This is a genomic window from Psychromarinibacter halotolerans (genome assembly GCF_029168315.1).
GTDB classification, from domain to species: domain Bacteria; phylum Pseudomonadota; class Alphaproteobacteria; order Rhodobacterales; family Rhodobacteraceae; genus Psychromarinibacter; species Psychromarinibacter halotolerans.
This window is the reverse complement of the sequence record NZ_JARGYD010000001.1, coordinates 445618-468123: the sequence shown is the minus strand read 5'-3', so window position 1 is coordinate 468123 and position 22506 is coordinate 445618. Positions and strand designations below refer to the sequence as shown.

The 22506-nt window shown below is 65.4% G+C and carries 20 protein-coding genes and 1 tRNA gene; 9 read left to right on the top strand and 12 right to left on the bottom strand.

Going from position 1 to position 22506, the window contains the following annotated elements; translation table 11 throughout:
• Nucleotides 1-18 precede the first annotated feature (18 nt).
• Complete coding sequence (locus P1K30_RS02150; protein WP_275631021.1) at nt 19-1638, bottom strand: L,D-transpeptidase family protein; 1620 nt, start codon at nt 1636-1638, stop codon at nt 19-21.
• A 339-nt stretch (nt 1639-1977) separates the two neighbouring features.
• Here P1K30_RS02150 and mepK point away from each other — a divergent pair, with 339 nt between their 5' ends.
• Nucleotides 1978-2544 (top strand): peptidoglycan L,D-endopeptidase MepK, encoded by a 567-nt coding sequence (gene mepK, locus P1K30_RS02145; RefSeq protein WP_275631020.1) that lies wholly within the window; start codon nt 1978-1980, stop codon nt 2542-2544.
• A 109-nt stretch (nt 2545-2653) separates the two neighbouring features.
• On the opposite strand, the gene P1K30_RS02140 is transcribed toward mepK, so the two are convergent.
• The 4 genes from P1K30_RS02140 to fdhD are packed head-to-tail and all read right to left on the bottom strand — an operon-like array spanning nt 2654 to nt 5913.
• Entirely contained in the window at nt 2654-3907 is a 1254-nt protein-coding gene (locus P1K30_RS02140; RefSeq protein ID WP_275631019.1) for a molybdopterin-binding protein, read from the bottom strand.
• Nucleotides 3904-4434, bottom strand: a complete 531-nt coding sequence (mobB, locus tag P1K30_RS02135; RefSeq protein ID WP_275631018.1) for a molybdopterin-guanine dinucleotide biosynthesis protein B — start codon at nt 4432-4434, stop codon at nt 3904-3906. The genes P1K30_RS02140 and mobB overlap by 4 nt, the downstream gene beginning before the upstream one ends.
• Nucleotides 4431-5051 (bottom strand): molybdenum cofactor guanylyltransferase MobA, encoded by a 621-nt coding sequence (gene mobA, locus P1K30_RS02130; protein ID WP_275631017.1) that lies wholly within the window; start codon nt 5049-5051, stop codon nt 4431-4433. The genes mobB and mobA overlap by 4 nt, the downstream gene beginning before the upstream one ends.
• A complete protein-coding gene (gene fdhD / locus P1K30_RS02125) occupies nt 5044-5913 on the bottom strand; it encodes a formate dehydrogenase accessory sulfurtransferase FdhD (RefSeq protein ID WP_275631016.1) in 870 nt (289 codons plus the stop codon). Before fdhD ends, mobA begins: the two co-directional genes overlap by 8 nt.
• 144 nt (nt 5914-6057) lie before the next feature.
• On the opposite strand from fdhD, the gene P1K30_RS02120 reads away from it, so the two are divergent.
• Complete coding sequence (locus tag P1K30_RS02120; protein ID WP_275631015.1) at nt 6058-7032, top strand: quinone oxidoreductase family protein; 975 nt, start codon at nt 6058-6060, stop codon at nt 7030-7032.
• Nucleotides 7033-7099: 67 nt separating this feature from the next.
• Here P1K30_RS02120 and P1K30_RS02115 read toward each other — a convergent pair whose 3' ends face one another.
• From P1K30_RS02115 to P1K30_RS02100, 4 genes are all read right to left on the bottom strand, one after another.
• Nucleotides 7100-8170 carry an ABC transporter ATP-binding protein gene (locus tag P1K30_RS02115; protein ID WP_275631014.1) on the bottom strand — a complete coding sequence of 357 codons (1071 nt, stop codon included), beginning with the start codon at nt 8168-8170 and terminating at the stop codon, nt 7100-7102.
• Between the two features lie 67 nt (nt 8171-8237).
• Nucleotides 8238-9602, bottom strand: coding sequence for a M24 family metallopeptidase (locus P1K30_RS02110; protein WP_275631013.1), 1365 nt, complete (start codon nt 9600-9602; stop codon nt 8238-8240).
• A 28-nt stretch (nt 9603-9630) separates the two neighbouring features.
• Nucleotides 9631-11127: a M81 family metallopeptidase gene (locus P1K30_RS02105; protein ID WP_275631012.1), complete on the bottom strand. Its 1497-nt coding sequence runs from the start codon at nt 11125-11127 to the stop codon at nt 9631-9633.
• Nucleotides 11128-11150: 23 nt separating this feature from the next.
• Nucleotides 11151-12344 (bottom strand): ROK family transcriptional regulator, encoded by a 1194-nt coding sequence (locus P1K30_RS02100; RefSeq protein ID WP_275631011.1) that lies wholly within the window; start codon nt 12342-12344, stop codon nt 11151-11153.
• A gap of 253 nt (nt 12345-12597) precedes the next feature.
• On the opposite strand from P1K30_RS02100, the gene P1K30_RS02095 reads away from it, so the two are divergent.
• The 4 genes from P1K30_RS02095 to P1K30_RS02080 all read left to right on the top strand — a co-directional run bounded on the left by P1K30_RS02095 (nt 12598) and on the right by P1K30_RS02080 (nt 16723).
• Nucleotides 12598-13869, top strand: a complete 1272-nt coding sequence (locus tag P1K30_RS02095) for an ABC transporter substrate-binding protein (protein ID WP_275631010.1) — start codon at nt 12598-12600, stop codon at nt 13867-13869.
• Nucleotides 13870-13936: 67 nt separating this feature from the next.
• On the top strand, nt 13937-14851 hold the full coding sequence (locus tag P1K30_RS02090; RefSeq protein WP_275631009.1) for a carbohydrate ABC transporter permease: 915 nt from the start codon (nt 13937-13939) through the stop codon (nt 14849-14851).
• A complete protein-coding gene (locus tag P1K30_RS02085; protein ID WP_275631008.1) occupies nt 14841-15683 on the top strand; it encodes a carbohydrate ABC transporter permease in 843 nt (280 codons plus the stop codon). The genes P1K30_RS02090 and P1K30_RS02085 overlap by 11 nt, the downstream gene beginning before the upstream one ends.
• Nucleotides 15684-16000: 317 nt before the next feature.
• Entirely contained in the window at nt 16001-16723 is a 723-nt protein-coding gene (locus tag P1K30_RS02080) for a hypothetical protein (protein ID WP_275631007.1), read from the top strand.
• 17 nt (nt 16724-16740) lie between these two features.
• On the opposite strand, the gene P1K30_RS02075 is transcribed toward P1K30_RS02080, so the two are convergent.
• Nucleotides 16741-16826, bottom strand: a tRNA-Leu gene (locus P1K30_RS02075).
• A 77-nt stretch (nt 16827-16903) separates the two neighbouring features.
• A complete protein-coding gene (gene ypfJ, locus P1K30_RS02070) occupies nt 16904-17758 on the bottom strand; it encodes a KPN_02809 family neutral zinc metallopeptidase (RefSeq protein WP_275631006.1) in 855 nt (284 codons plus the stop codon).
• Nucleotides 17759-17883: 125 nt separating this feature from the next.
• Here ypfJ and P1K30_RS02065 point away from each other — a divergent pair, with 125 nt between their 5' ends.
• Both P1K30_RS02065 and P1K30_RS02060 read left to right on the top strand, forming a co-directional pair.
• The gene (locus P1K30_RS02065; protein ID WP_275631005.1) at nt 17884-18462 is read left to right on the top strand and encodes a YqaA family protein; all 579 of its coding nucleotides are present in this window, start codon (nt 17884-17886) and stop codon (nt 18460-18462) included.
• On the top strand, nt 18459-18932 hold the full coding sequence (locus P1K30_RS02060) for a disulfide bond formation protein B (RefSeq protein ID WP_275631004.1): 474 nt from the start codon (nt 18459-18461) through the stop codon (nt 18930-18932). The genes P1K30_RS02065 and P1K30_RS02060 overlap by 4 nt, the downstream gene beginning before the upstream one ends.
• 134 nt (nt 18933-19066) lie before the next feature.
• On the opposite strand, the gene P1K30_RS02055 is transcribed toward P1K30_RS02060, so the two are convergent.
• On the bottom strand, nt 19067-19942 hold the full coding sequence (locus P1K30_RS02055; RefSeq protein WP_275631003.1) for an NAD(P)-dependent oxidoreductase: 876 nt from the start codon (nt 19940-19942) through the stop codon (nt 19067-19069).
• 84 nt (nt 19943-20026) lie between these two features.
• Here P1K30_RS02055 and P1K30_RS02050 point away from each other — a divergent pair, with 84 nt between their 5' ends.
• Nucleotides 20027-22486 (top strand): penicillin acylase family protein, encoded by a 2460-nt coding sequence (locus tag P1K30_RS02050; RefSeq protein ID WP_275631002.1) that lies wholly within the window; start codon nt 20027-20029, stop codon nt 22484-22486.
• Nucleotides 22487-22506 lie beyond the last annotated feature (20 nt).

Here is a 22506-nt window from a genome sequence, read left to right as displayed (position 1 = left end):
TCCGTGATCGCTGCCGGTTTAGCTGCGCACGTCGTTCAGCGCCACCCCGGCCTGCATCAGGGCGTCGAAGATCTTGCCGTCACGGCCGTACACGTCGTGGCGGAAGTTCAGGCGACCCTTGGGCGAGGTGAAGGCCGTGCGGTACACAAGGTGCACCGGGATCGGCTGTTCCAGATCGACACGGGTGTTCTGGCCGCTGTTCAGGATCCGCTGGAAGAAGTTCACCGGATCGTCGTGCTGCCGTTCCAGCAGGTGGTAGGCAAAGTCGAACGGGTCGGCCAGACGGATGCAGCCGTGGCTAAAGTCGCGGCGGTCGCGACCGAACAGCGACTTGGACGGCGTATCGTGCAGGTAAATGTTGTACCGGTTCGGGAACATGAACTTCACCAGACCCAGCGCGTTGCCGCGGCCCGGTGCCTGACGCAGGCTGAACGGGAAGCTGCCGGGGCTGTAGGACGCCCAGTCGATCGCGCCGCGCGACACGACCTGCCCGCCGCCCGCGACGACCTGAAGGTGACCGTTCGCGGCACCGCCCGACGCAATCATCGCGGGCAGGTATTCGCCCGTCGCGATCGAGCGCGGCACGTTCCAGTACGGGTTGATCTCCATGTATTCCATCACGTCCGAGAACTCGGGGCTGCGACGGCTGGGATCGTTGGCGCCGATCACCGAGCGGGTGTTGAACGTCACCTCGCCGTGGTCGACCACCGACGCGGTGAAATCGACAAGGTTCACCCAGACGTGCCGTTCGCCGCGCGGGATGTTCATCCAACGCTCGCGTTCCAGCGCCACAAGGATCGACGGCAGCCGGTCCTCGATCTGGACGTTGATCTCGGCCATCGTGGTGTTGCCGGCAACACCGTCCTGGTTCAGGCCCATGTCGTGCTGGAACAGCTGCACCGCTTCCTGCAGCGCCGCGTCATAGACCATCGAAGCCGAGCGTTCCATGTAGCCCATCGCGATCAGGCGGTTGCGCAGCTGCACCACCGCGTCGCCCCGGTCGCCCGGTTCCAGCGAATAGGCGCTGACCTGCGGGCCCCAGCCGCCCTTGACCAGCTGTTCCTGCATTTTCAGCCGCGCCTTCATCAGGCGGGTGTATTCCGGGAACTGCGGCGGCAGCGAGCGCAGGAAGGTCACCGGGTTGCCGTCGACCATGCCCTTCAAGAGCTCGGCGCCGTCGCGGCGCGGAAGTTCGCGGACGATGGTTTCGTCGATGGTTTTCGGCTCGAGAATGCCGGACGACACGTCGTGCGCGTATTTCAGGAAGGTGCGGCTTAGCAGAACCTCGACCCGGCCGAGGTCGCGCTGGGTGTCGATGTTGCGCATCGCGGCTTCCAGCGCCGGGATGTTATAGCTGTCGACCGGCAGCGCGTGGTCGCCCGCTTTCTGAAGCGCCATCAGCAGCGCGGTGCGGCGCGCCTCGCTTTCGGCGTCCTGACCGACCCAGACGGGTTCATAGCCGTTTTCGCGGTAGAAGGCCGCCAGTTCCGAGTCGAGCGCCGCGCTTTCGGCAACCGCCGACATAAACGGCGTGATCCGTCCCTGAGCGTCGGCCGGAACCGTTGTCAGGGTGGCAGCGGTAGCGAGCAGCACGGCCATTGCCGTGCGGCCCAGGGTCTTGCGGAACTGGAGCAGCATTCGTCGTCCTTTCGCCAATACGCGAGTCGCAGCGGTCTCTATTGCATGAGGGTAACGCGGCAAAGGGATAAGGAAACGATCACGTTTAGGTCAGCGCCCGTTAGTGGTGCAAACGCGCAACGTTCCTTTGCTATTTCGCCAACTGTCTGCGTTAACGGCATTTTAACCCCGTTTGCGCAGAATTCCGCCGATTCCGGGCGTGTGATGGAACCACGCACCAGCAGGATGTTGGAAAAGGTTCAGACCTGTGCCAAAACTGCAATGCGCCTGGGGATGAGGCAGCACACACAGCCGCGAATACAGCGGCGACAACGGCAAGCGACGGGACGCTTTATAACCATGACGACAAGCTCGAAGGGCCTTTCTAGGCGCGCCTTGCTTGGTGCATTCGCGGCCACCACGGTCGCCGCAGCGCCGACCTTTTCGAATGCAGCGGGTTTCCTTCGCGGGGCGGGCGATATTCGCCGCATCCGCATGTACTCTGGCCGCACCGGTGAGATGATTGACAGCATCTACTGGATCGAAGGCGAATACATCGCCGACGTGATGAAAGAGATCACGTATTTCATGCGCGACTGGCGCAGCGACGAACAGCACATGATCGACATGCGCACGATCGACATCATGTCGGCCTCGCACAAGCTTATGGACGCGTCGGAACCCTACACCCTGTTCTCGGGCTACCGCTCGCCGTCGACCAACGCGATGCTTCGCGCGCGGTCCTCGGGCGTCGCCAAGAACTCGCTGCACATGCAGGGTCAGGCCGCCGACCTTCACCTCGACAGCCGCAGCGTCGACCAGATGGCCCGCGCAGCCGAAGCCTGCCGCGCCGGTGGTGTCGGTCGCTATTCGGGGTCGAAGTTCGTGCACATGGATTGCGGCGTCGTTCGCAGCTGGGGCCGCTGAGCCCCGCCTTTCGCACGGCACAGACGGAACGGATGACGGGTCGCCCAAGGGCGGCCTTTTTTATTCGTGGATGGGGCAAGATCGCGGGGCCAGTCCGCCCCGCACCGTTCTAACCAAACGCGGCGAACGGCAGGTACCGCACGGGATCGCCGGGCGCGACATCCACCGCGCCATCAGGAAGTTCGACCAGCCCCTCGGCCCACGACAGCCCCGAGATGCGGCCGGACCCTTCCGAGCGGAACACCTCTGCCGCGCCGGTGTCATCCAGCCGCGCCCTAAGGTATTCCCGGCGGCCCGGTTTCTTAGACTTCGAAAACGCCGCCGGCACGGTCAGCGCGACGGGCAGCCGCCAATTACCCCCGCCCAACAGCCGCAGCGCCGGTGCGCCGAAGACCAGCGTGCAGACGAAGGCCGCCACCGGGTTGCCCGGCAGGCCGAAGACCGGCACGCCCTGCCACAGCCCCAGCGCCAGCGGGCGGCCCGGCTTGATCGCGATGCGCCACAGATCCATCGTTCCCGTCTCGGACAACAGCGCCGAAACGTGGTCCTCGTCCCCCGCCGACGCGCCGCCCGAGGTCAGGATCACGTCCACCGTGTCCGCCCCGCGATCCAACAGCGCCGCCAAGGCAGCCCGGTCGTCGGGCGCATGGCCAAGGTCCACCGCGGTCAGGCCCCAGCCCTGCAGCAGCGACAGCAGCATCGGCCGGTTGGCGTCCCAGATCTGGTGCGGCAGCGCGTCCTCGCCCACCGCCCGGATCTCGTCGCCGGTCGACAGGACGCCAACGCGCAACGGCGCGCGAACCGGAACCGTGTGCACCCCGGTGGCCGCAAGGATGGCGATCTCGGCAGGCCGCAGGCGCGTGCCTTGCGCCAGCAATAGATCCCCGGCAGCCACGTCCTCGCCCGCCTTGCGGGTGTTGGCGCGGGGCTTGACCGGACCCCGAAACGCGATCTTGCCGTCCTCGGCGGTCACGTCCTCTTGCAGGATCACCGTATCGACGCCCTCGGGCAGAACGGCACCGGTCAGGATGCGCACCGCGTGGCCCGCAGGCACCGCGCCGGGCAGCGGCTCTCCGGCGGCGGAGCGACCGGGGACCAGCGGCATGATCTGCACCCCCTCGCCCACCGACGCCGCCGCGAAGCCATAGCCGTCGACCGCCGAGTTGGGCATCGGCGGGTTCGACCGGGCTGCCAGCACGTCTTCGGCCAGAAACCGGCCCGCCGCCTGTGCCAGCGGCACCGTTTCCGCCGCCGTCACCGCCTGTAGCCGGTCCCGCAGCCGCGCCAGCGCGTCGTCCACCGGGGTCCATGCCACACCGGGCGGCAAGGCGAAACAGTCGTCCTTCAGCGGCGGCGGCTTCACGAACCGGCCTCGCGCAGTCCCGCCTGCCCGGTCAGCCCGGTGCGGTCCAGAACGAAGTCGGCGATGGCACGGGTATCGTTCAGGTCGAACACCGGGCGGTCCATGCCGGGATGCGCCACGTTGCTGGCAATCGCCTGCACGGTCGGATCGTCGGTCGCGATCAGCGGCTGGCCCGTCTCGACCCGGTGCGCTTCGATCTTCGGATGACTGTCGCGCTTGTAGCCCTCGATCAGCACAAGATCGACCGGCGCAAGAGTGCGCAGCATCTCTTCCAGCGGCGGTTCCGGTTCGGCCCGCAGTTCGTGCATCAAGGCCCACCGGCGTCCCGACACCAGCAGCACCTCCTGCGCACCGGCCTGCCGGTGGCGATGGCTGTCCTTGCCGGGCTGGTCCACGTCGAAGGTGTGATGCGCGTGCTTGACGGTCGACACGGTCAGGCCACGCCCGGTGATTTCCGTCACCAGCCGCTCCATCAGCCCGGTCTTGCCCGAGTTCTTCCAGCCGACCACACCGAAGATCGCGTTCATGCCTCCTCCCGCAGGATGGTTTCCGCCTGCTCCATGTCCTCGGCCGTGTTTATGTTGAAGAACGGGTCGATCCGGCCGGGCTGGAACAGCGCCGAGGCCGCGCCGTGCCGGTCGGTCCACGCGACGATCTTGCGGACGCCGTCCTGCAACGCGGCACGCAATTCGCCCCGCAACGACACCGGCCACAGCCCGAACGTGGGGTGCCGCCACAGCTTGCCCCGGTCGCCCATCGTCGCCGCCAGCGCGATGGGCGTGCCCTCGCGCTCGGCCGCGTCCGACAGCTTGCGAACAAGATCGGCGGGGAAGAACGGCGTGTCCGCCGCCACGGTCACGATCTGCGACGCGCCCTGGGCCTGCGCCCAGTCCAGCCCCGCCAGCACCCCGGCCAGCGGCCCCGGATGGTCCGGCAGCGTATCGGGCAGCACCGGCAGGCCGAACGCCTCGAACCGCTCTGGATCGCCATTCGCGTTCAGCAGCATCGACCCGACCTGCGGCCGCAGACGGTCGACGACATGCGACAGGACCGACCGCCCGTTCAGCGGCAGCAGCGTCTTGTCGCCGCCGCCCATCCGGCGCGACAACCCGCCCGCCAGGATCACTCCGGGTATTTCAGCCATGCGCGCTTTTCCTGCGATGTTTCGTGTCTTCCTCGGCAACCGAAGCCAGATCCGCATCCCACTCCAGCCGCTCGGCCCCGGACAGGCAGACGAACCGCTTGCCCCGCATCCGTCCGATCAGCGTCAGTCCGACCTGCCGCGCGATCTCGACGCCCCAAGCGGTGAAACCCGACCGCGAGGCCAGCACCGGAATGCCCATCTGCGCCGTCTTGATCACCATCTCAGAGGTCAGCCGCCCGGTGGTGTACAGGATCTTGTCCTCGGCCCCGGCGCCTTCGCGGAACATCCAGCCCGCGACCTTGTCGACCGCGTTGTGACGGCCGACGTCCTCCATATAGACCAGCGGCCGGTCCTGCTGGCACAGCACGGTGCCGTGGATCGCCCCCGCTTCAAGGTACAGGCTGGGGGCGGTGTTGATCTCGTGCGCCAGCGCATACAGCCAAGAGGTGCGCACCGGCGTCGCGGGCAGCCGCACGTCTGCTAGACCTTCCATCATGTCACCGAACACGGTGCCCACCGCGCAGCCCGAGGTGCGGGTCTTTTTCTTCAGCTTGTCCTCGTAATCCGTCTCGCGCGCGGTGCGGACGACGACGACGTCCAGTTCCTCGTCGAAATCGACGGCGGTCACATCGTCATCGTGCCGCAACATCCCCTGATTCAACAGAAAACCCAGTGCTAGGTACTCCGGGTAATCGCCGATGGTCATGGCGGTGACGATCTCTTGCCGGTTCAGATAGATCGTCAGCGGCCGCTCCATCACCACGTTCAGCGTGGTCGGGTTGCCCTCGTGATCGACGCCCTCGACGGCGCGGGTCAGGCGCGGGTCTGCGGGGTTCGGGGCGATACTGAAACGCGCGGTCATGCGGTGTCGTCCTTTGCGGGCCCGTCGATTCCCGGGCCGGTTCACGCAAACCTAGAGCAGTTGCCGGGGCAAGACCACGGGGGCGCCACTTGCCGCGCCGTCGCGCGCCGCCTAGTTTGCGCGCACCAGCGAAGGAGGATCACGATGGTACGCGCGATGGCGATCGAGGAAACCGGCGGGCCGGAGAACATCAAGCTGATCGACGTCCCGGTCGGAGACCCCGGCCGCGGCGAAATCCGCATCCGCCACGAGGCCATCGGCCTGAACTACATCGACACCTACTTTCGCACCGGCCTGTACAAATCAAAGATGCCGCTCGTTCTGGGTATGGAAGCCGCCGGCGTGGTCGAGGCCGTGGGCGACGGTGTCACCCACCTGAAGCCCGGCGACCGCGCCGCCTATGCCGCCCAGCCGCCCGGCGCCTATGCCGAGGCCCGCGTGATGCCTGCCGCACAGGTGTGCCCGATGCCCGATGGCGTGTCCTTCGAACAGGCCGCAGCACTTATGCTGCAGGGCATGACGGTGGAATACCTGTTCCACCGCGTCGTCCCCATTGCCAAGGGCGACCGCGTGCTGTTTCACGCTGCGGCGGGCGGCGTCGGCCAGATCGCCTGCGCATGGGCCAAGTCGGAAGGGATCGAGCTGATCGGCACCGCCAGCACCGACGACAAATGCGCCATCGCCGCGAAGGCGGGCGCGGCGCACACGATCAACTATTCCACCGAGGATTTCGTCGCCCGCGTGAAAGAGATCACCGGCGGTGAAGGCGTCGGGGTGGTGATGGACGGTGTCGGCAAGGACACGTTCGACCGCTCGCTCGATTGCCTGCGGCCCGTGGGCATGATGATCTCGTTCGGCAACGCGTCCGGCCCGGTGCCGCCGGTGAACCTGCTCGACCTTGCGTCGCGCGGCTCGCTTCAGCTGACCCGGACCACGCTGTTCACCTTCCTTGCCGACCACGACCGCTGTCAGGCGATGGCGAAGCACCTGTTCGACAAGCTGCTGGCGGGCGACATCGAGGCGACCATCGGCCAACGCTATCCGCTGGAAGACGCAGCCGAGGCGCACCGCGCCCTGGAAGCGCGCGAAACGGTGGGATCGACGGTGTTCACGCTCTGACAACCCCGTGGCCCATCGGGCCCCGTAGGGTGCGCTCCGCCCTCGGAGTGCACCGCAACAGGGCGGCTCAGGTCAGCGCGGCGCCCGTGTCGGCATCGAAGAACACCGGCGCTTGCGCCTCGGGCGCGATCTTTAGCGTGTCGCCGGCGCGGATCGTGCGGCGGTCACGCAGCAGGACCTGCACCTTGGTGCCGCCGTGGTCGCACAGCACAAGCGTTTCCGAACCCATAGGCTCGACCAGCGTCACCTTTGCGTCCAGCCCGGTCTCGCCGATTTGCATGGTTTCGGGACGCGCGCCCAGCAGTACCGGTGCGCCCGTTGCTGCCGCCGCCGGGACGCTGTCCAGCGTGATCTCGCCCCCGCCATCGGCGCGGAACACGTAACCGGCGCCTTCGGCCGACACCTTGCCGGGGACAAGGTTCATCGGCGGCGAACCAATGAAGCTGGCGACGAAGGTGTTGGCGGGGCTGTCGTACAGCTCCATCGGCGTGCCCAGTTGCTCGACCACGCCGCCACGCATCACGGCGATCCGGTCGGCCATCGTCATCGCCTCGACCTGATCGTGGGTGACATAGACGATGGTCGCGCCAAGGCGTTGGTGCAGCGACTTGATCTCGGCCCGCATTTCGACGCGCAACTGGGCGTCGAGGTTCGACAATGGTTCATCGAACAGGAACACGGCCGGGTCCCGCACGATGGCGCGGCCCATCGCAACGCGCTGGCGCTGGCCGCCCGACAGCTGGCGCGGGTAGCGATCCAGCAGCTTGCCCAAGCCCAGAATCTCGGCCGCGTCCGCGACCTTCTTCTCGCGCACGGCCTTGTCGACCTTGGAGATTTCCAGCGGGAACCCCATGTTCCGCCCCACCTTCATGTGCGGGTAAAGCGCGTAGTTCTGGAACACCATCGCGATGTCGCGCTTCTTGGGCGCTTCGTCGGTGACATCGCGGTCCCCGATATGCAGCGTCCCGCCCGAGAAGCCCTCGAGCCCGGCGATCATCCGCAAAAGCGTCGACTTCCCGCAGCCCGACGGACCGACCAGAACGAGGAACTCGCCATCCTTGACGTCGATCGAGACATCCTTGAGCGCGTGAAAATTGTCGTAGTACTTCTCGGCGCCCGTGATCTTCAGGTTTGCCATCGTGGTTGGTTCCTTTAGCGGGATGCGGCCCCGCGCATGGGGGACCGCATCGGCGTTTCGGTTGGGATCAGGCCTTGCGGACCAGAATTTCCGAGCTTTTCAGCCAGAACGGCGCAAGACACAGCGGGGTCGAGGACAGCGGCAGGATCGACGGGCTAAGCTCGATCCCGATCACGTCCGCGATGAAGGCGCGGCGCGCCATCATGCGGGCGTAGACCTCGGGGTGACGTTTCTCGATCTCGGCCCGCAGGTCCGCGTCGGCGAACACGATCGCGTCTTCGCAGTTCAGGGTCTGACCATCCAGCATCGGCACCGGGATGATGTCGACCTGAAACGGCATGCCCGACGCGATCTTGCCGCTGTTCTTGCGGCGCACCGGCGTGTTCATCCACTCGTCGTGGCTTAGCAGGTGGCCGGGGTTCAGCGCCGGTTCAAGATCGGCCTCGGCCAGCTTCTTTTCCACCGCGTCGTAGATCACCGCTCCGTCGACACCGATCTCGGCGGTCTCGTACCACGTCAGCAGCGCCTCGAAGTAGCCTTTGCACTTGGCCAGGAAGGTATCGTCGCCGTCGGCCATCAGGCCGCCGCGCGCCGAAATACCGCCCCACAGGCCGACGCAGGTGGTGATGCCGTCGCCCTTTTCGATGACCTTGCCCGAGGGCGAGGACAGGCCGATGATCGGGCCGCTGCCGCCGTTGGTCGACAGCATGAAGTGGCATGCCATCTGTTCACCGGCATAGCCCATGTTGCTGGCTGCCTCGTGCTCGGTGTCGCCGGGCTTGGCGTTGGTCACGACGCGCCAGACGGCGGCAGACGCGCGGGCAGAGCCGAATTCCAGCCATGCAATCTCGTCCGCGTCGACCACGGCGCGTAGGCCCTTGGTCTCGTGCATCAGCACCGGGGTCACATCCGACAGAAGCCCCGCGTCACCCGCCACCTTAGTCAGCGTCGCGACCAGATGATGCGGCACGAAGAAGCTGGGGGCGTCGTCGTACTCGACCTCTTCAAGGTACTTCCAGCCGGCGATGCCGATGGTCTGACCCGAAGCCATGCCAAGCCCGGACAGGACCTCGGTCAGCTTCGGCGCCTCGGTGCGGTCCTGCCCCATCAGGCTAAGCGACTGCGCCAGTTCCACCTCGACCCCCGGAAGGCCCGAGATCGCGGCGTAGGGCACGCATTCGTTGCCGGTTACGATGATCCGGCGGCCATCGCGGTTCAGAAGCAGCAGCGCCTCTTCGAAACGCGGCTCGAAGCCGGTCAGGAAGGCGATGTTCGCCTGATGCTCACGGTCGGAATAAACCACGACCCAGTCGCAGTCGGCGCCGGCCACCAGCGCGTCGCACCGGGCGGCGTAGGTTTCGCCGGGGATCACGGGACGCGACTCGGGCAGGCCGAAGTCGGGAATCGTCACGTTCGAAAGTTCGGTCGTCATCTTGGGTGTCCTCGTTCCTCGATGGTCGTCAGTTGGAATAGGCTTGGCCCTTGGCGGACCATTCGGGGTTCTCGTCGGCCGGGAAGGCCGGGCGGACGACCTGCGTCCAGTTGCGTGCGCCAAGGTCCAGCGACACGGTGCCCGGCGTCAGCAGCAGGATGTGGCGTTTGGCGATGTCGATGATTTGCGGGTGCAAATAGCCCAGCTTGACCACGTAATAGGCGTGCTTGACCGGATCGATGCCCATCGCCTCGAAGTGGCGCGGCGTGGTGATGCCGATGGGCAGATCGTGGAACGTCGCGAACACGTCGCCGAAGCGGATAACGCACCAAGCGCCCTCGGCGCTGCGATAGGGCTGGAACCCGCCCAGCACCAGTTCCGGACCGCAGGCGACGATCTCGCCCTCGACGGCCATCGTCTCGACCGGCTCGGAAATGTGCTCTGCCCCAAGGTCGAAGGCGATGCTGGCGCCGACGCCCATCTCGTTGGCCTTGGCCACCAGCTTGGGCGCGTAGATCCCGGCCACGACGGAGTCGCCCAAGCGGTCGTCGCGCAGGATCTCTTGCAGGACGTGGGTCAGGTCGCCCGGCGCACCGGCGGTGGTGTTGTCACCAGAGTCGCTGACGTAGACGGGGCGCTGTTCGCTTTGCGCCGCCTTCAGAAGGCCCGGCGCCACGGCGTCGGTTTCCATCCGCAGGATCATCTGGTCGCGTGCGTCCCAGATCTGCTGGGCAAGGTCTTCGGCCACGCGCTGCGCCACGGCGGCGTCGCCATCGCTGGTCACCACGGCGCTCATGCCGGTCCAAGGGCGGTCGTTGAAAGCGAAGCCGACGAAGATGTTGGCCTCCATCACGCCATCGACGGAATCGAACCCGGGCAGCGTGGCATATAGGGTCGAGCCGGGCACCTGCGTGGTGATCGCCTGTTCGCCCGACACCAGAATCGGGATGTGCACGGCGGCGGTTTTGGGGGTGAGACCCTGTTTGATCGTGCGCACCAGCATATGCGCGGCGCGGTAGCCGGTTTGCTTGTCGTCGCGGTGCGGCGCGGTGCGCAGAACCGAGAACACCGTCGCCGCATCCAGCAGTTGCTGGGACAGGTGGCCGTGCAGGTCCAGCGCCACGCCGATCGGCATGTCGGGGCCGACCGCTTCGCGCACATGGGCCACGAAATCCGCATCGGCCTGAACATCCAGCCCGTCGACTTCCAGCGCGCCGTGGTTGCAGACGACGACGCCATCGAACGGGCCATTCTCGGTCAGCAGCTTCACTGTCTCATCGCGGATCGCGACATAGTTCGAATGGGTCAGCGCGCCCCCCGGCAAGGCGGTCGCCCACATCAGCGGCACCGCTTCGAATTCGGGTTCCTCGGCCAGGCGGGCCAGAACGCCGCGCACCAGCCACAGGTTGTTGGCCGGAAGCTCGTCGCCCCGATAGATCTGCATTGCGTCCTCGTCCGTCTTCAGCGGCGAGCCCACGAGGGCCTCGACCGACAGACCCACGATCGCAATTCTGCGCGTAGCCATATTCTGTCTTTCCTTTTGTGTATTTACCAGGGGAACGGGCTGTCGCCCGACGGCTCTGTCAGCGCATTCAGCGCCAACGCAAGCCCCCCTCGCGGGGTGTCCATCTGCGCGATGTCCGAACTTACGATCCGGCACAGCGCGCGCGGCGATTGCAGCGCGTTCCGTGCCAGCATCCGCTCGGCGGCAGGCAGCAGGTAATCCGCCAACAGTCCCAGGCCCGAGCCCAGCACGACCACCGGCGGGTTGAACAGGTTGACGAGGTCTGACAGCGCACGCCCCAGCATCTCGCCCGCCTCGTCCAGCAGCGTCAGCGCCCGCTCGGACCCCGAACCGGCCAGCGCGCGGATCTCTCCGAAGGTCTCGGCCTTCAGACCAACCCGTTGGAACCGGCGCACCAGCGCGGGTTCCGACAGGTAGGCCGAGGCACAGCCCGACGCGCCGCAGGTACACAGCCGACCGTTCGGCACCACCTTCATGTGGCCGATCTCGCCCGCGAAGCCGCCGGCGCCGACATAGGGGCTGCCGTTCATGTACAGCAGGCCGCCAAGGCCCGACGCGCTGTCGACATAGATATAGTCATCGACATCGACGCATTGGCCGAACAGCTTTTCGGCGATGCCCGCGGCGCGGCTATCGTTGTCGATGTGGAATTTCGACGGGATCTTTCCGCCCAGAATTTCGGGCAGGTTCAGGTCCTGCCAGCTCATGTTCGACGATTCCGCCAGACGGCCGCCGGTGGCCACCAGCCCCGGCACACACAGACCGAATGCCGAAACATCTTCCGGCTTTGCTCCGATCCGGTACAGGAATGTATCCAGACCCTTACCGATCGCGGCCTCGACATCGGCCGCATCCGTCAGCGGCGGCAGGGCCATCGTCTCGGCCGGGGTGCCGTCAAGCCCCGAGGATACGAACAGCAACTGCTCGGGCATGATGTGCGCCCCGATCAGCAGTCCGGCATCGGTCTTGATCGCCAGCGTTTCCGACTTGCGGCCACGCCGCCCCTCGGACGAGGCGGTGCCCCGCTCCAACAAACCAAGGGCATCGAACTGTGCCACGATGGTGGAAACGGTGGACCGGTCGATCCCCGTCTCGGCCACGATATCCTTCTGCGACAGACCGGGTTTGGTGCGCACGGCGTTGAACACCTCGATCGCGTTGATCCGGCGCAGCGCGGTGGGGTGAACGCCCCTGGGAATGGCTGTGGTACGTGGCATGTCTATTTATTCCGAGTTCCTGAACATTACCTATGCAGCAGCGGCGGAAAGGGTCAAGAACGGACAGCGGCCGAAAGCCGAAAAAAGCTGACTTTCTTTTCTGCTCGTTTCTTAATCGCATAAAACAAGTTATTTTACTGATTTTGGTCAGTCTGAACACAAATCTCGCGTTGACACCCCACCCGCCCCTCATGAGATATTGGTCCAGGGTTCGGATTAATAAATTCCAGCCTGAGAACCAACAGGAGCTACCATGCGAATCCACGCTGCCCTTGCCGCCACCACAGCAATCGCCATCGCCCAGTCCGCCGCCGCGCAGGACGCCAGCCCGGTCTGGACCTACTGGGGTGCCGGCGCCGAGCTCGACGCGATTTCCAGCCTGATCGAGCTGAACAACGAAGCCTATCCCGACACGCCCGTCACCCACGAAGTGATCCCGGGCAACACCGTCGAGCTGCGTCGCCAGCTGCAGACCTCGCTGCTGGGTGGCAACCCGCCGGCCGCGTACCAAAGCGCGATGGGCTATGAAATCAAGACCTTCGTCGACGCCGGCCAGCTGGCCGACCTGTCCGACATCTGGGCCGACATCAACGCCGAGGAAATCTTCCCCGAAGGCCTGAAGCGCGTGATGAAGATCGACGGCACCCCCTACGCCGTGCCGCTGAACATGGCGCTGATCTCGAACATCTTCTACAACAAGGAGCTGTTCGACGAGAACGGCTGGGAAGCTCCGACCACCTTCGACGAGATGGCTGCCCTGTGCGGCGAGATCGAAGCCACCGGCACCGCCTGCCTTGCCAACGGCGCTGGCCCGTTCTGGAGCCTGTACAACTTCTACGCGCCGCTGCTGTCCGTCGTGGGCGTCGAGGGCTACTTTGCTCTGGCCTCCGGCGAAATGGCGTTCGACAGCGACGAATTCCGCGAGGCGCTGCGCCTGTACGGCGACGTCTACGCGTCGAACTATATCGAAAGCTGGGGCGGCAAGACCTGGGCCCAGGGCGGCGACGACGTGGTCGCGGGCCGCGTGGCGATGTACCAGATGGGCGACTGGATCTCGGGCTATTTCAAAGAGCTGGAGTGGGTGCCGGGCGAAGACTATGACTTCTTCCCTGCCCCGGGTGTCGGCGATGCGGTCGTGATCCAGGTGGACGCGCTGGCCGCTCCGGCCGGGAACGAGGCGTCGCTGGAAGCAGCCGCCAACTTCATGCGCACCTCGGCCGGCATCGAAGGCCAGTCGGCGTTCAACACCTACAAGGGTTCGGTTGCCGCCAACCTGGAAACGCCGTCGGACATCTACGACTACATCGGCGCCAAAACCAGCGAGCAACTGAACGCGGCCAACGGCTCTGACGCCGTCGTGCCGAACCTGTTCTTCCTGCTGCCCACCGAACTGGGCACCGAACTGGGCGTGCAGATTGAGCGTTTCGCCGCCGATCCGACCGATGAAACCATCGACTCGGTGGTCGAGACCCTCGAGCGCCTGCGCCAAAGCGCCCTTGACCAAGGCACCTTCGTGACCTGGTAAGACGCGGCGAATATCAAAACACCTGTGTCGCGCGGCATCCGTCGCGCGGCACAAGGCGGAGACCCAAATGCCAAGATCCAAAGCAGCCCCCTGGCAGAGAAGCGCGCGCGTCTGGTTCGCGCTGTTCCTTCTTCTGCCTGTTGCCCTGTTCGCAGTGTTCTACATCTACCCCGTGATCGACACGATCCGGCTGTCGTTCCAAAGCTGGAACGGCCTGTCGCCGACACGCACCGACGTGGGGCTCAGCAACTATCAATGGCTGCTGGGCGAAAACCGCTTCTACAACTCGCTGATGAACAACATCCGCTGGCTTGTGTTCTACGTGATCGGCCCGACCGGGCTGGGCCTGCTGCTGGCGCTGCTGGTGAACCGCATGAACCGCGGCCAAGGCTTCATGAAGCTGGTGTATTTCCTGCCCTATACCCTGCCCCCGGTCGCCGTCGCCGCGATCTGGCGCTGGATGTACGAACCCAGCGCGGGCTTCGTGAACCGCACGCTGGAAGCCGTGGGTCTGGGCGTGCTTGCACAGAACTGGATCGGCGACGCCGATACCGTGACCTACTCGCTGATGGCGGCGGGTCTGTGGTGGTCGGTGGGCTTCTCGTTCATCGTGTTCTTCGCCGGCCTGCAAAACCTGCCCCGCGAATGCCTGGAGGCCGCGACGATCGACGGCGCCAGCCCGTGGCAGCGGTTCTGGAAGGTGACTTTCCCGTTGCTTTGGCCCTCGACGACAATCGCCTTGGGCATGTCCGCCGTGGACGCGATGCGCCTGTTCGACCTTGTCTGGGCCATGACCGCTGGCGGCCCTGCCTATTCCTCCGACGTGCTGGCGACCCAGATGTACGACACCGCCTTCGGCCGTCTGCAGATGGGACAGGCAAGCGCCATCTCGGTGGCCATGCTTGTCGTGTCCGCCGCCGTCATCCTGCCCTTCGTCATCTACATGGCCCGACAGGTGGAGCGCGCTGAAAATGACCACTGACACCCTGACCGCGAACAAGAGCTTCCGGGCGAAATACCGCCCCGGCGCCCTGCTGCCGGCGCTGGCCGTCGCCATCGTGTTCCTTGCGCCGCTGCTGGTGGCCTTCAACACGTCGCTCAAAACGCCGGCAGAGGTGCTGGACGTGTTCTCGCTGCCCGCCGCGCCGAACTGGCAGAACTATGCCACCGCGTGGGACCAGATCGGCCGCACCTTCTGGAACAGCATCATGATCACGGTGCCGGGGGTGATCTTCTCGGTGCTGCTCGGCGCGATCGCGGGCTTTCCGCTGTCGCAGATCAAGGGCCGCATCGGGTTCATCATCTACCTGTTCCTGCTGACCGGCATGCTGGTGCCCTATCAGATCGTGCAGATCCCGCTTTTCTCGATGATGCGGGGGCTGGGCCTGCACAACACGATCCCCGGCATGTGGCTGGTTCACGCGGCCTATGGCGTGCCGATCTGCACCTTCTTCATGCGCAACTTCTTCGCCTCAGTCCCGCGCTCGATGTTCGAGGCGTCGCTGATCGACGGCTGCAGTATCCCGCAGTACTTCTTCAAGGTGCTGCTGCCAGCCTCGACCTCGGGTCTTGCCGCGCTGGCGATCATCCAGTCGCGGTCGGTCTGGAACGACCTGCTGTTCGCGATGACGCTGACCAGCAACGACCAGGCCCGCCCCGTGACCGTGTCGATCAGTGCCCTGACCAGCGGGTTGCAGGTGCAATACGGGGTCCTGATGGCTGCCACGCTGGTGTCGGTGGTGCCGGTGGTGATTTCCTACCTGCTGTTCCAGAAAGCCTTCGTGGCCGGTGTGCTGGGCGGCAGCTCCAAATAGCGCCCCTGCCCGGCCCCGATACCCAAAGCAAAGCCCGGCGACGCATGTCCGCCGGGCTTTTTTGTTGACGTCGATGCAGTCCAAACCGTCGAAAAGCGAGGCTCCGGTCTGGAGCGTGCACGCGTCAGCTACATTATTTTTGCCGGTCGCTGGCGCCGCAAATCAATAGAAGCGTTTGGTCTCGCTTAGCGCGCAAAAAACATCAACTCGAAGATGAAATTGAGGCTTCAAATACTCGCACACATAAATATCCGTTGCGTGCAACAATTTTCGAAAATTCCTCTACCACTCAGATAATGAAATGATAACATCAGCATATGCAATATTTGGTGGATAAAATTATGCCAGGGTTTCCAAAATTTCTGAAGTTCATCGTTCTCGCGTCGACGGTCGCAGCAGCACCTCATGCAGCATCCGCCGCCACAATGACCTTTGACGAATTGAACAGCTGCTCCGAGCCTATGCAGGCGCCATGTAACAACCTGTACGAGGAGGACGGCATCACGGCGTCGATGACTGGAATCGTGTGGGGTCCGGGCGCTTTGCCTCTGAACGACTACGGAGATCGCGAGTCTAAGTACGTCGATTTCACAATGGAGCGACCCTTTCGAGCTGTCGAATTCAAGGTCACGCGTTCGCCGAACGGATGGGTCGAAGAAAGCCCTTCCTACACCGAAACTATAGCCAATCCGCCTTTGATTTTCCCCGAGTTGAGGATCACCGGGTTCACCGGATCAAGCATCAAGTTCGAACACCTCATCGATTCCTCCCGAACGAGTTCTTCGCTGAGTTTTCTCTTCCCTGACCTACCCAATGTCATAACTCGTTTGAGGATTGAGCACCTGCGCCCGGACGAATCTGGGTTCCAGGCCTTCTGCCCGCTGATGGGAACCGTCCCATGCAACTCAGTCAGGATTGACGAGGTCACGCTTGCACCCGTGCCCGTCCCGGCATCTGGCGTTCTCTTGCTAAGCGCCCTAGTGCTAGGCCTCGGTCGCGCAGGACACCGCCGAGCAGTTGCCCATAAACGCAGACAATAAAGCTCGTTAGCTAATTCTGGTGCCCGAGGGGGGACTCGAACCCCCACGGTATTGCTACCGGCGGATTTTGAATCCGCTGCGTCTACCATTCCGCCACTCGGGCCACCGGTGTTCCGATTACAGCCCGACGTGCGGGCCGTAAACAGGATTCTGGGCCTGAGCGCCTCTCTCGTGGCGGCTTTACAGCGTATCCGCTGCGAAGGTGTCGCAGGTGTCGATGCGGCCGCTGTCGAAACCGGTCTGGAACCAGCGGCGGCGCTGTTCCGAGGTGCCGTGGGTGAAGGTGTGCGGCTGCGGCACCCGGCCCGCGTTGCGTTGCAGCGTGTCGTCGCCGATCTGGCGCGCGGCGTTCAGCGCTTCGTCCAGGTCGCCGCCCTGAAGCACGTCGAACCGTTCGTCCGCCCGCACGGCCCAAACCCCGGCCAGACAATCCGCCATCAGCTCGATCCGGACCGAGATCGCGTTGGACTCGGCCTCGCTCACCTGCTGCCGGATCTCGTTGGCCTGCGACAGGATGCCAAGCTCGTCCTGCACGTGGTGCGCGATCTCGTGCGCCACGACGTATGCGGCGGCAAAGTCCCCGCCGGCGCCCAGCCGCTGTTCCATCGTCGCGAAGAACGCGGTGTCCAGATACGCCTTCTCGTCCGCCGGACAGTAGAACGGCCCCGTCGCGCCCGAGGCGCCGCCGCAGGGTGACTGTGTCACGCCGCTGAACAACACCAAGGTCGCCGGGTCGTATTCCGCGCCCAATTGCTCGCGGAACACCTCGGTCCAGACCTCTTCGGTGTCGGCCAGCACCACCGACACGAACTGGCCCGCCTCCTGCTCGGCGGCGCTGAGCTCGCGCGTCTGGCTTGGCGGAGACGACAGGCCCGTGTCGTCCAGAAGCGGCGTCAGGTCGACGCCCAGAAAATAGCCGATGGCCACGATGGCAAGCACGCCCAGCCCGCCTGCCCCGCCGACGCGAAGGCCCCCGCCACCCCGGCGACGACGATCCTCGATATTGGCGCTGCCGCGCCGGCCTTTCCATCTCATTGCCGTCTCCCTGACGATACGCAAGGTAAGGATATGTCGCCGCGCCGCCCCGGCAAGCTTGACCTGCTGCTTTCAGCGTGGATTAACGACGCCGAACCTGAAGAACGCGCGGATTCGGATCGGACATGCTCAGACGGCTCTACGATTGGACGGTCTCTTTGGCCGCTTCGAAATACGCGCTTTGGGCGCTGGCCTTCGTGGCCTTCATCGAAAGCTCGGTCTTCCCGATCCCGCCCGACCTGCTGATGATCCCGATGATCATCGCCGCCCCCCGCCGCGCCTTCGTGATCGCCGGGGTGTGCACCGTGTCGTCGGTGCTGGGCGGGATGTTCGGCTATTACATCGGCTACGGCCTGTTCGAGACGGTGGGCCGCCCGGTGCTCGAGTTCTACGGCAAGGACGCCTATTTCGACGAGTTCCGCGCGCGCTACAACGAATGGGGCGCATGGGCGGTGCTGATCGCGGGCGTCACGCCCTTCCCCTACAAGGTCATCACCATCCTGTCGGGCACCACCGGCCTGAACCTTGCGGTGTTCACGGTGGCGTCGATCATCGCACGCGGCCTGCGGTTCTTCGTCGTGGCCGCGCTGCTGTGGAAACTCGGCGCACCCATTCGTGACTTCATCGAACGTCGTCTGGGCTTGATGTTCACGCTGTTCGTCGTGATTTTGCTGGGCGGCTTCCTGGCGGTGAAATACCTATGACACAAAGCAAAACACTCATCCTGCTGGCCTCTGCTGGCTCGGTCGCGCTGCTGGGCGGCGCGTTGATTTCACAGTACTTCTTCGGCCTCGCGCCCTGCGAGATGTGCATCTGGCAACGTTGGCCCCACGCCATCGCGATCGCCATCGGCGCACTGGCGCTGGCCGTGAAAGCGCGCGTGCTGGCGCTGCTTGGCGCACTGGCCGCCTTCGTTACCGGCGCCATCGGTGTGTTCCACACTGGGGTCGAACGCGACTGGTGGGAGGGGATCACCGAATGCTCGGGCACCAGCGGCATCTCGAACACCTCGATCAACGACCTGCTGAACCCGGCTATCGACGCCGGCCCGCCGCTGGTCCGCTGCGACCAAGTGGCGTTCGAGTTCCTGTCGCTGTCGATGGCCAGCTGGAACGCGGTGTTCAGCTTTGCGCTGGTGCTGGTCTGGCTTGCGGCGTGGCGCGCGGCGAAGTGATCCGGTCCCCGTAAGAACGGGGATCACGGACCGACATTCTTGCAGACCGAAAAAGGCGACGCCCGGTCCCGGACGTCGCCTTTCGATTCTGCGCGAAACAATGCGGGGCGAGCCCCTGTCACTGTTTCTCTACCTCACCCGTCCAACTTGCGCAGGCGCGAGATCAGCGACGAGGTGTCGTGCCGTCCGCCGCCCATGTTCTGAACGTCCTTGTAGAACTGGTCGACCAGCGCCGTGACCGGCAGCGAGGCGCCGGTTTCCTCGGCGGTGGCAAGGCAGATCGCAAGGTCCTTGCGCATCCAGTCCACCGCGAAGCCAAAGTCGAACTTGTCGTCCAGCATCGTCTCGTAGCGGTTCACCATCTGCCACGACCCGGCTGCGCCGCCGCCGATCACCTCGACCACGTCGCGCCCGTCCAGACCGGCCTTCTGGGCAAAGTGCAGGCCCTCGGCCAGACCCTGCACCAGACCCGCGATGCAGATCTGGTTGACGGACTTGCACAGCTGGCCCGCGCCGCTTTCGCCCAGCCGCTTGCACAGCTTGGCATAGCTTTCCATCACGGGTTCGGCCCGGCCATAGGCCGCTTCGGTGCCGCCGCACATGATCACAAGCTGGCCGTTCTCGGCCCCCGCCTGCCCGCCGGACACCGGCGCGTCGACGAAAGCGATGCCAGAGTCCTGCGCCACTTCGGCCAGTTCACGGGTCACCGCCGCCGATACCGTGGTGTGGTCAACGAAGACCGTCCCGTCGGCCATCCCGGCGAAAGCACCGTCGTCGCCGGTGCAGACGGCCCGCAGGTCGTCGTCGTTGCCGACGCAGGCCATCACGAACTCGGCGCCCTCGGCGGCCTCTTTCGGCGTCTTCGCGGCGGTTCCGCCATGCTCCTTCACCCACGCTTCCGCTTTCGCGAAGGTGCGGTTGTACACGGTCACCTCGTGGCCCTTCGCGGCGAGGTGCCCGGCCATCGGGTAGCCCATGACGCCCAGTCCCAGAAATGTCACCTTGGCCATGTCGCGCTTCTCCCCATTGTCATGTTATCCGGGTCCGACTAACTAACGGCCCCACCCCCGTGGTCAACCAAGGATTACCGACACATGGCGACAGCCTTCCGATGGCTCCTGAGGCTTTTCACCGTGATCGCGGGCCTCGCCATCGCCGCCATGCTGCTGGCCTACTACATGGCGTCGCGGTCATTGCCGGATTACGACGCGACCGTGCAGGTCGACGGTCTGACCGCACCGCTGGAAATCGTCCGCGACCATGCGGACGTGCCGCATATCTTCGGCGCAAGTGATGCCGACGTGTACTTCGGCCTTGGGTATGCTCACGCGCAGGACCGCCTGTGGCAGATGATGATGCTGCGCCGCACCGCGCAGGGCCGCCTGTCCGAGATCTTCGGTCGCCGCACCTTCCGCTTCGACGACCTGATGCGCCGGCTGGACATCTACAACCTTGCCGTCCGGTCGGTGCAGGTGCAGGACGCCGCGACGATGGAGGCGCTGAACGCTTACTCCGCCGGGGTCAACGCACGGCTGGCCGAGGTGAACGACAGCGCCCTTGGCCGCGGCGCGCCCGAGTTCTTCCTGTTCTCGCCCGAGATCGCGCCGTGGGCCCCGGCCGACAGCCTCGCGCTGATCAAGCTGATGGCGCTTCGGCTGTCGTCGCACCTGTCGGAAGAGGTGCTGCGCGCGCGCACATCGCTTCTGTTGCCCGAGGACCGGCTGCGCGACATCCTGCCCGACAGCCCCGGTGCGGGCATCGCCGCGCTGCCGGAATACGCCAGCCTGTTCCCCGGCGTCGAACGCTTTGCCGAGGTCGTGCCGGAAACCGACCCGCTGGCGCCCTACGCGCCGCGTGAACTGGCGGGCGCCTCGAACGCCTGGGCCACCGCGCCCAGCCGCGCGGCCTCGGGCGGGACGCTTCTAGCGAACGACCCGCACCTTGGGTTCTCGGCCCCGTCGACGTGGTACCTTGCCCGTCTGGAACTGGCGGCGGGCGGCGTGATCGGCGGCACGATCCCGGGCATCCCGGCGCTGATGGTGGGCCGGTCGCAGCATTTCGGCTGGGGCATCACGTCGTCCTACCTCGACGATCAGGATTTGTATGTCGAGGAACTGAACCCCGACAATCCCGACGAGGTCCGCACGCCGGACGGGTTTGCGCCGATGGAGACCCGCAGCTCGATCATCCGCGTCAAGGACGAGGCACCCGTCACCATCCAGCTTCAATGGACCGAGAACGGCCCGGTGATCCCCGGTCAGCACTTCGGTCTGGCCTCGATCACGCCGCCCGGCCACGTGATGTCACTGGCATGGACCGCGCTGTCGGCAGAAGACACGTCGATGACCGCAGCGATCCGGCTGATGCAGGCGCGGACCGTGGAAGACGGGCTTGAGGCGGGCGCGCTGTTCATCGCCCCCAGCCAGAACCTGACGCTGGCGGATGCCGATAGCGTCGCGATGAAGACCGTGGGCGCGATGCCGCGCCGGACCGCCAACCACCAGACCACCGGCCGCATCCCCGCGCCGGGCTGGCTGGCCGAGAACCGCTGGCAGGGCTGGATGAACTATGCCGCCAACCCCGAGTTCATCGACCCGGCGGGCGGCATCCTTGGCAACACCAACAACAAGACCGTCAACCGCCCGTTCCCGAACCACGTCTCGTACCATTGGGGCGACACGCAGCGCATTCAGCGCTGGCGTCGCCTGATGCAGGCGCGCGAGGTGCACACCCGCGAAAGCTTCATCGAGGCGCAACTGGACACCGTGTCCTATTCAGCCCGGTCGCTGCTGCCGCTGGTGGCCGCCGACCTGTGGTACGCGGACGAGGCCGCCCCGGCCCGTACGCCCGAGCGGCGGCGGCAAGAGGCGTTAGAGCTTCTGGCCAACTGGAACGGCGAGATGAACGAGCACATGCCCGAGCCGTTGCTGTATGCGGCGTGGATGCGGGCGCTGCAGGACCGGCTGATCCGGGACGAGATCGGGACGCTGGCGCGAGAATATACCCACGTCGACCCGGTGTTCATCGAACGCGTGTTCCGCAACATCAACGGCGCCGGGGTCTGGTGCAACGTGATCCAGTCCAGCGCCACCGAAAGCTGCACAGAGATCGCGCGCCGGTCGCTGGACGATGCGCTGGTCTGGATCGACGAGACCTATGGCGGATCGCTCGAATCGCTGCGGTGGGGCGATGCCCACGAGGCCGCCCATGACCATGCCGTGCTGGGCGACGTGCCGCTGCTGTCGTGGATCGTGAACATCCGGCAGTCGACCTCCGGCGGGGACAACACGCTGATGCGCGGGCTGACGTCGGGGACCGGCACCAACCCCTTTCAGAACGTGCACGGCGCCGGCTATCGCGGGGTCTATGACTTCGCCGACCCGGACAGTTCGGTGTTCATCATCACGACCGGCCAGTCCGGCCACCCGCTCAGCCGCCACTACGACGACCTTGGAGAGCTGTGGCGGCGGGGCGAGTACATCCCGATGTCGCTGGACCCCGAGCTTGCGCGGGCGGCGGCGGTGGGTGTCACGACGCTGATGCCCCGCGACTGACCGCCCCCAGTCCCCAGTTT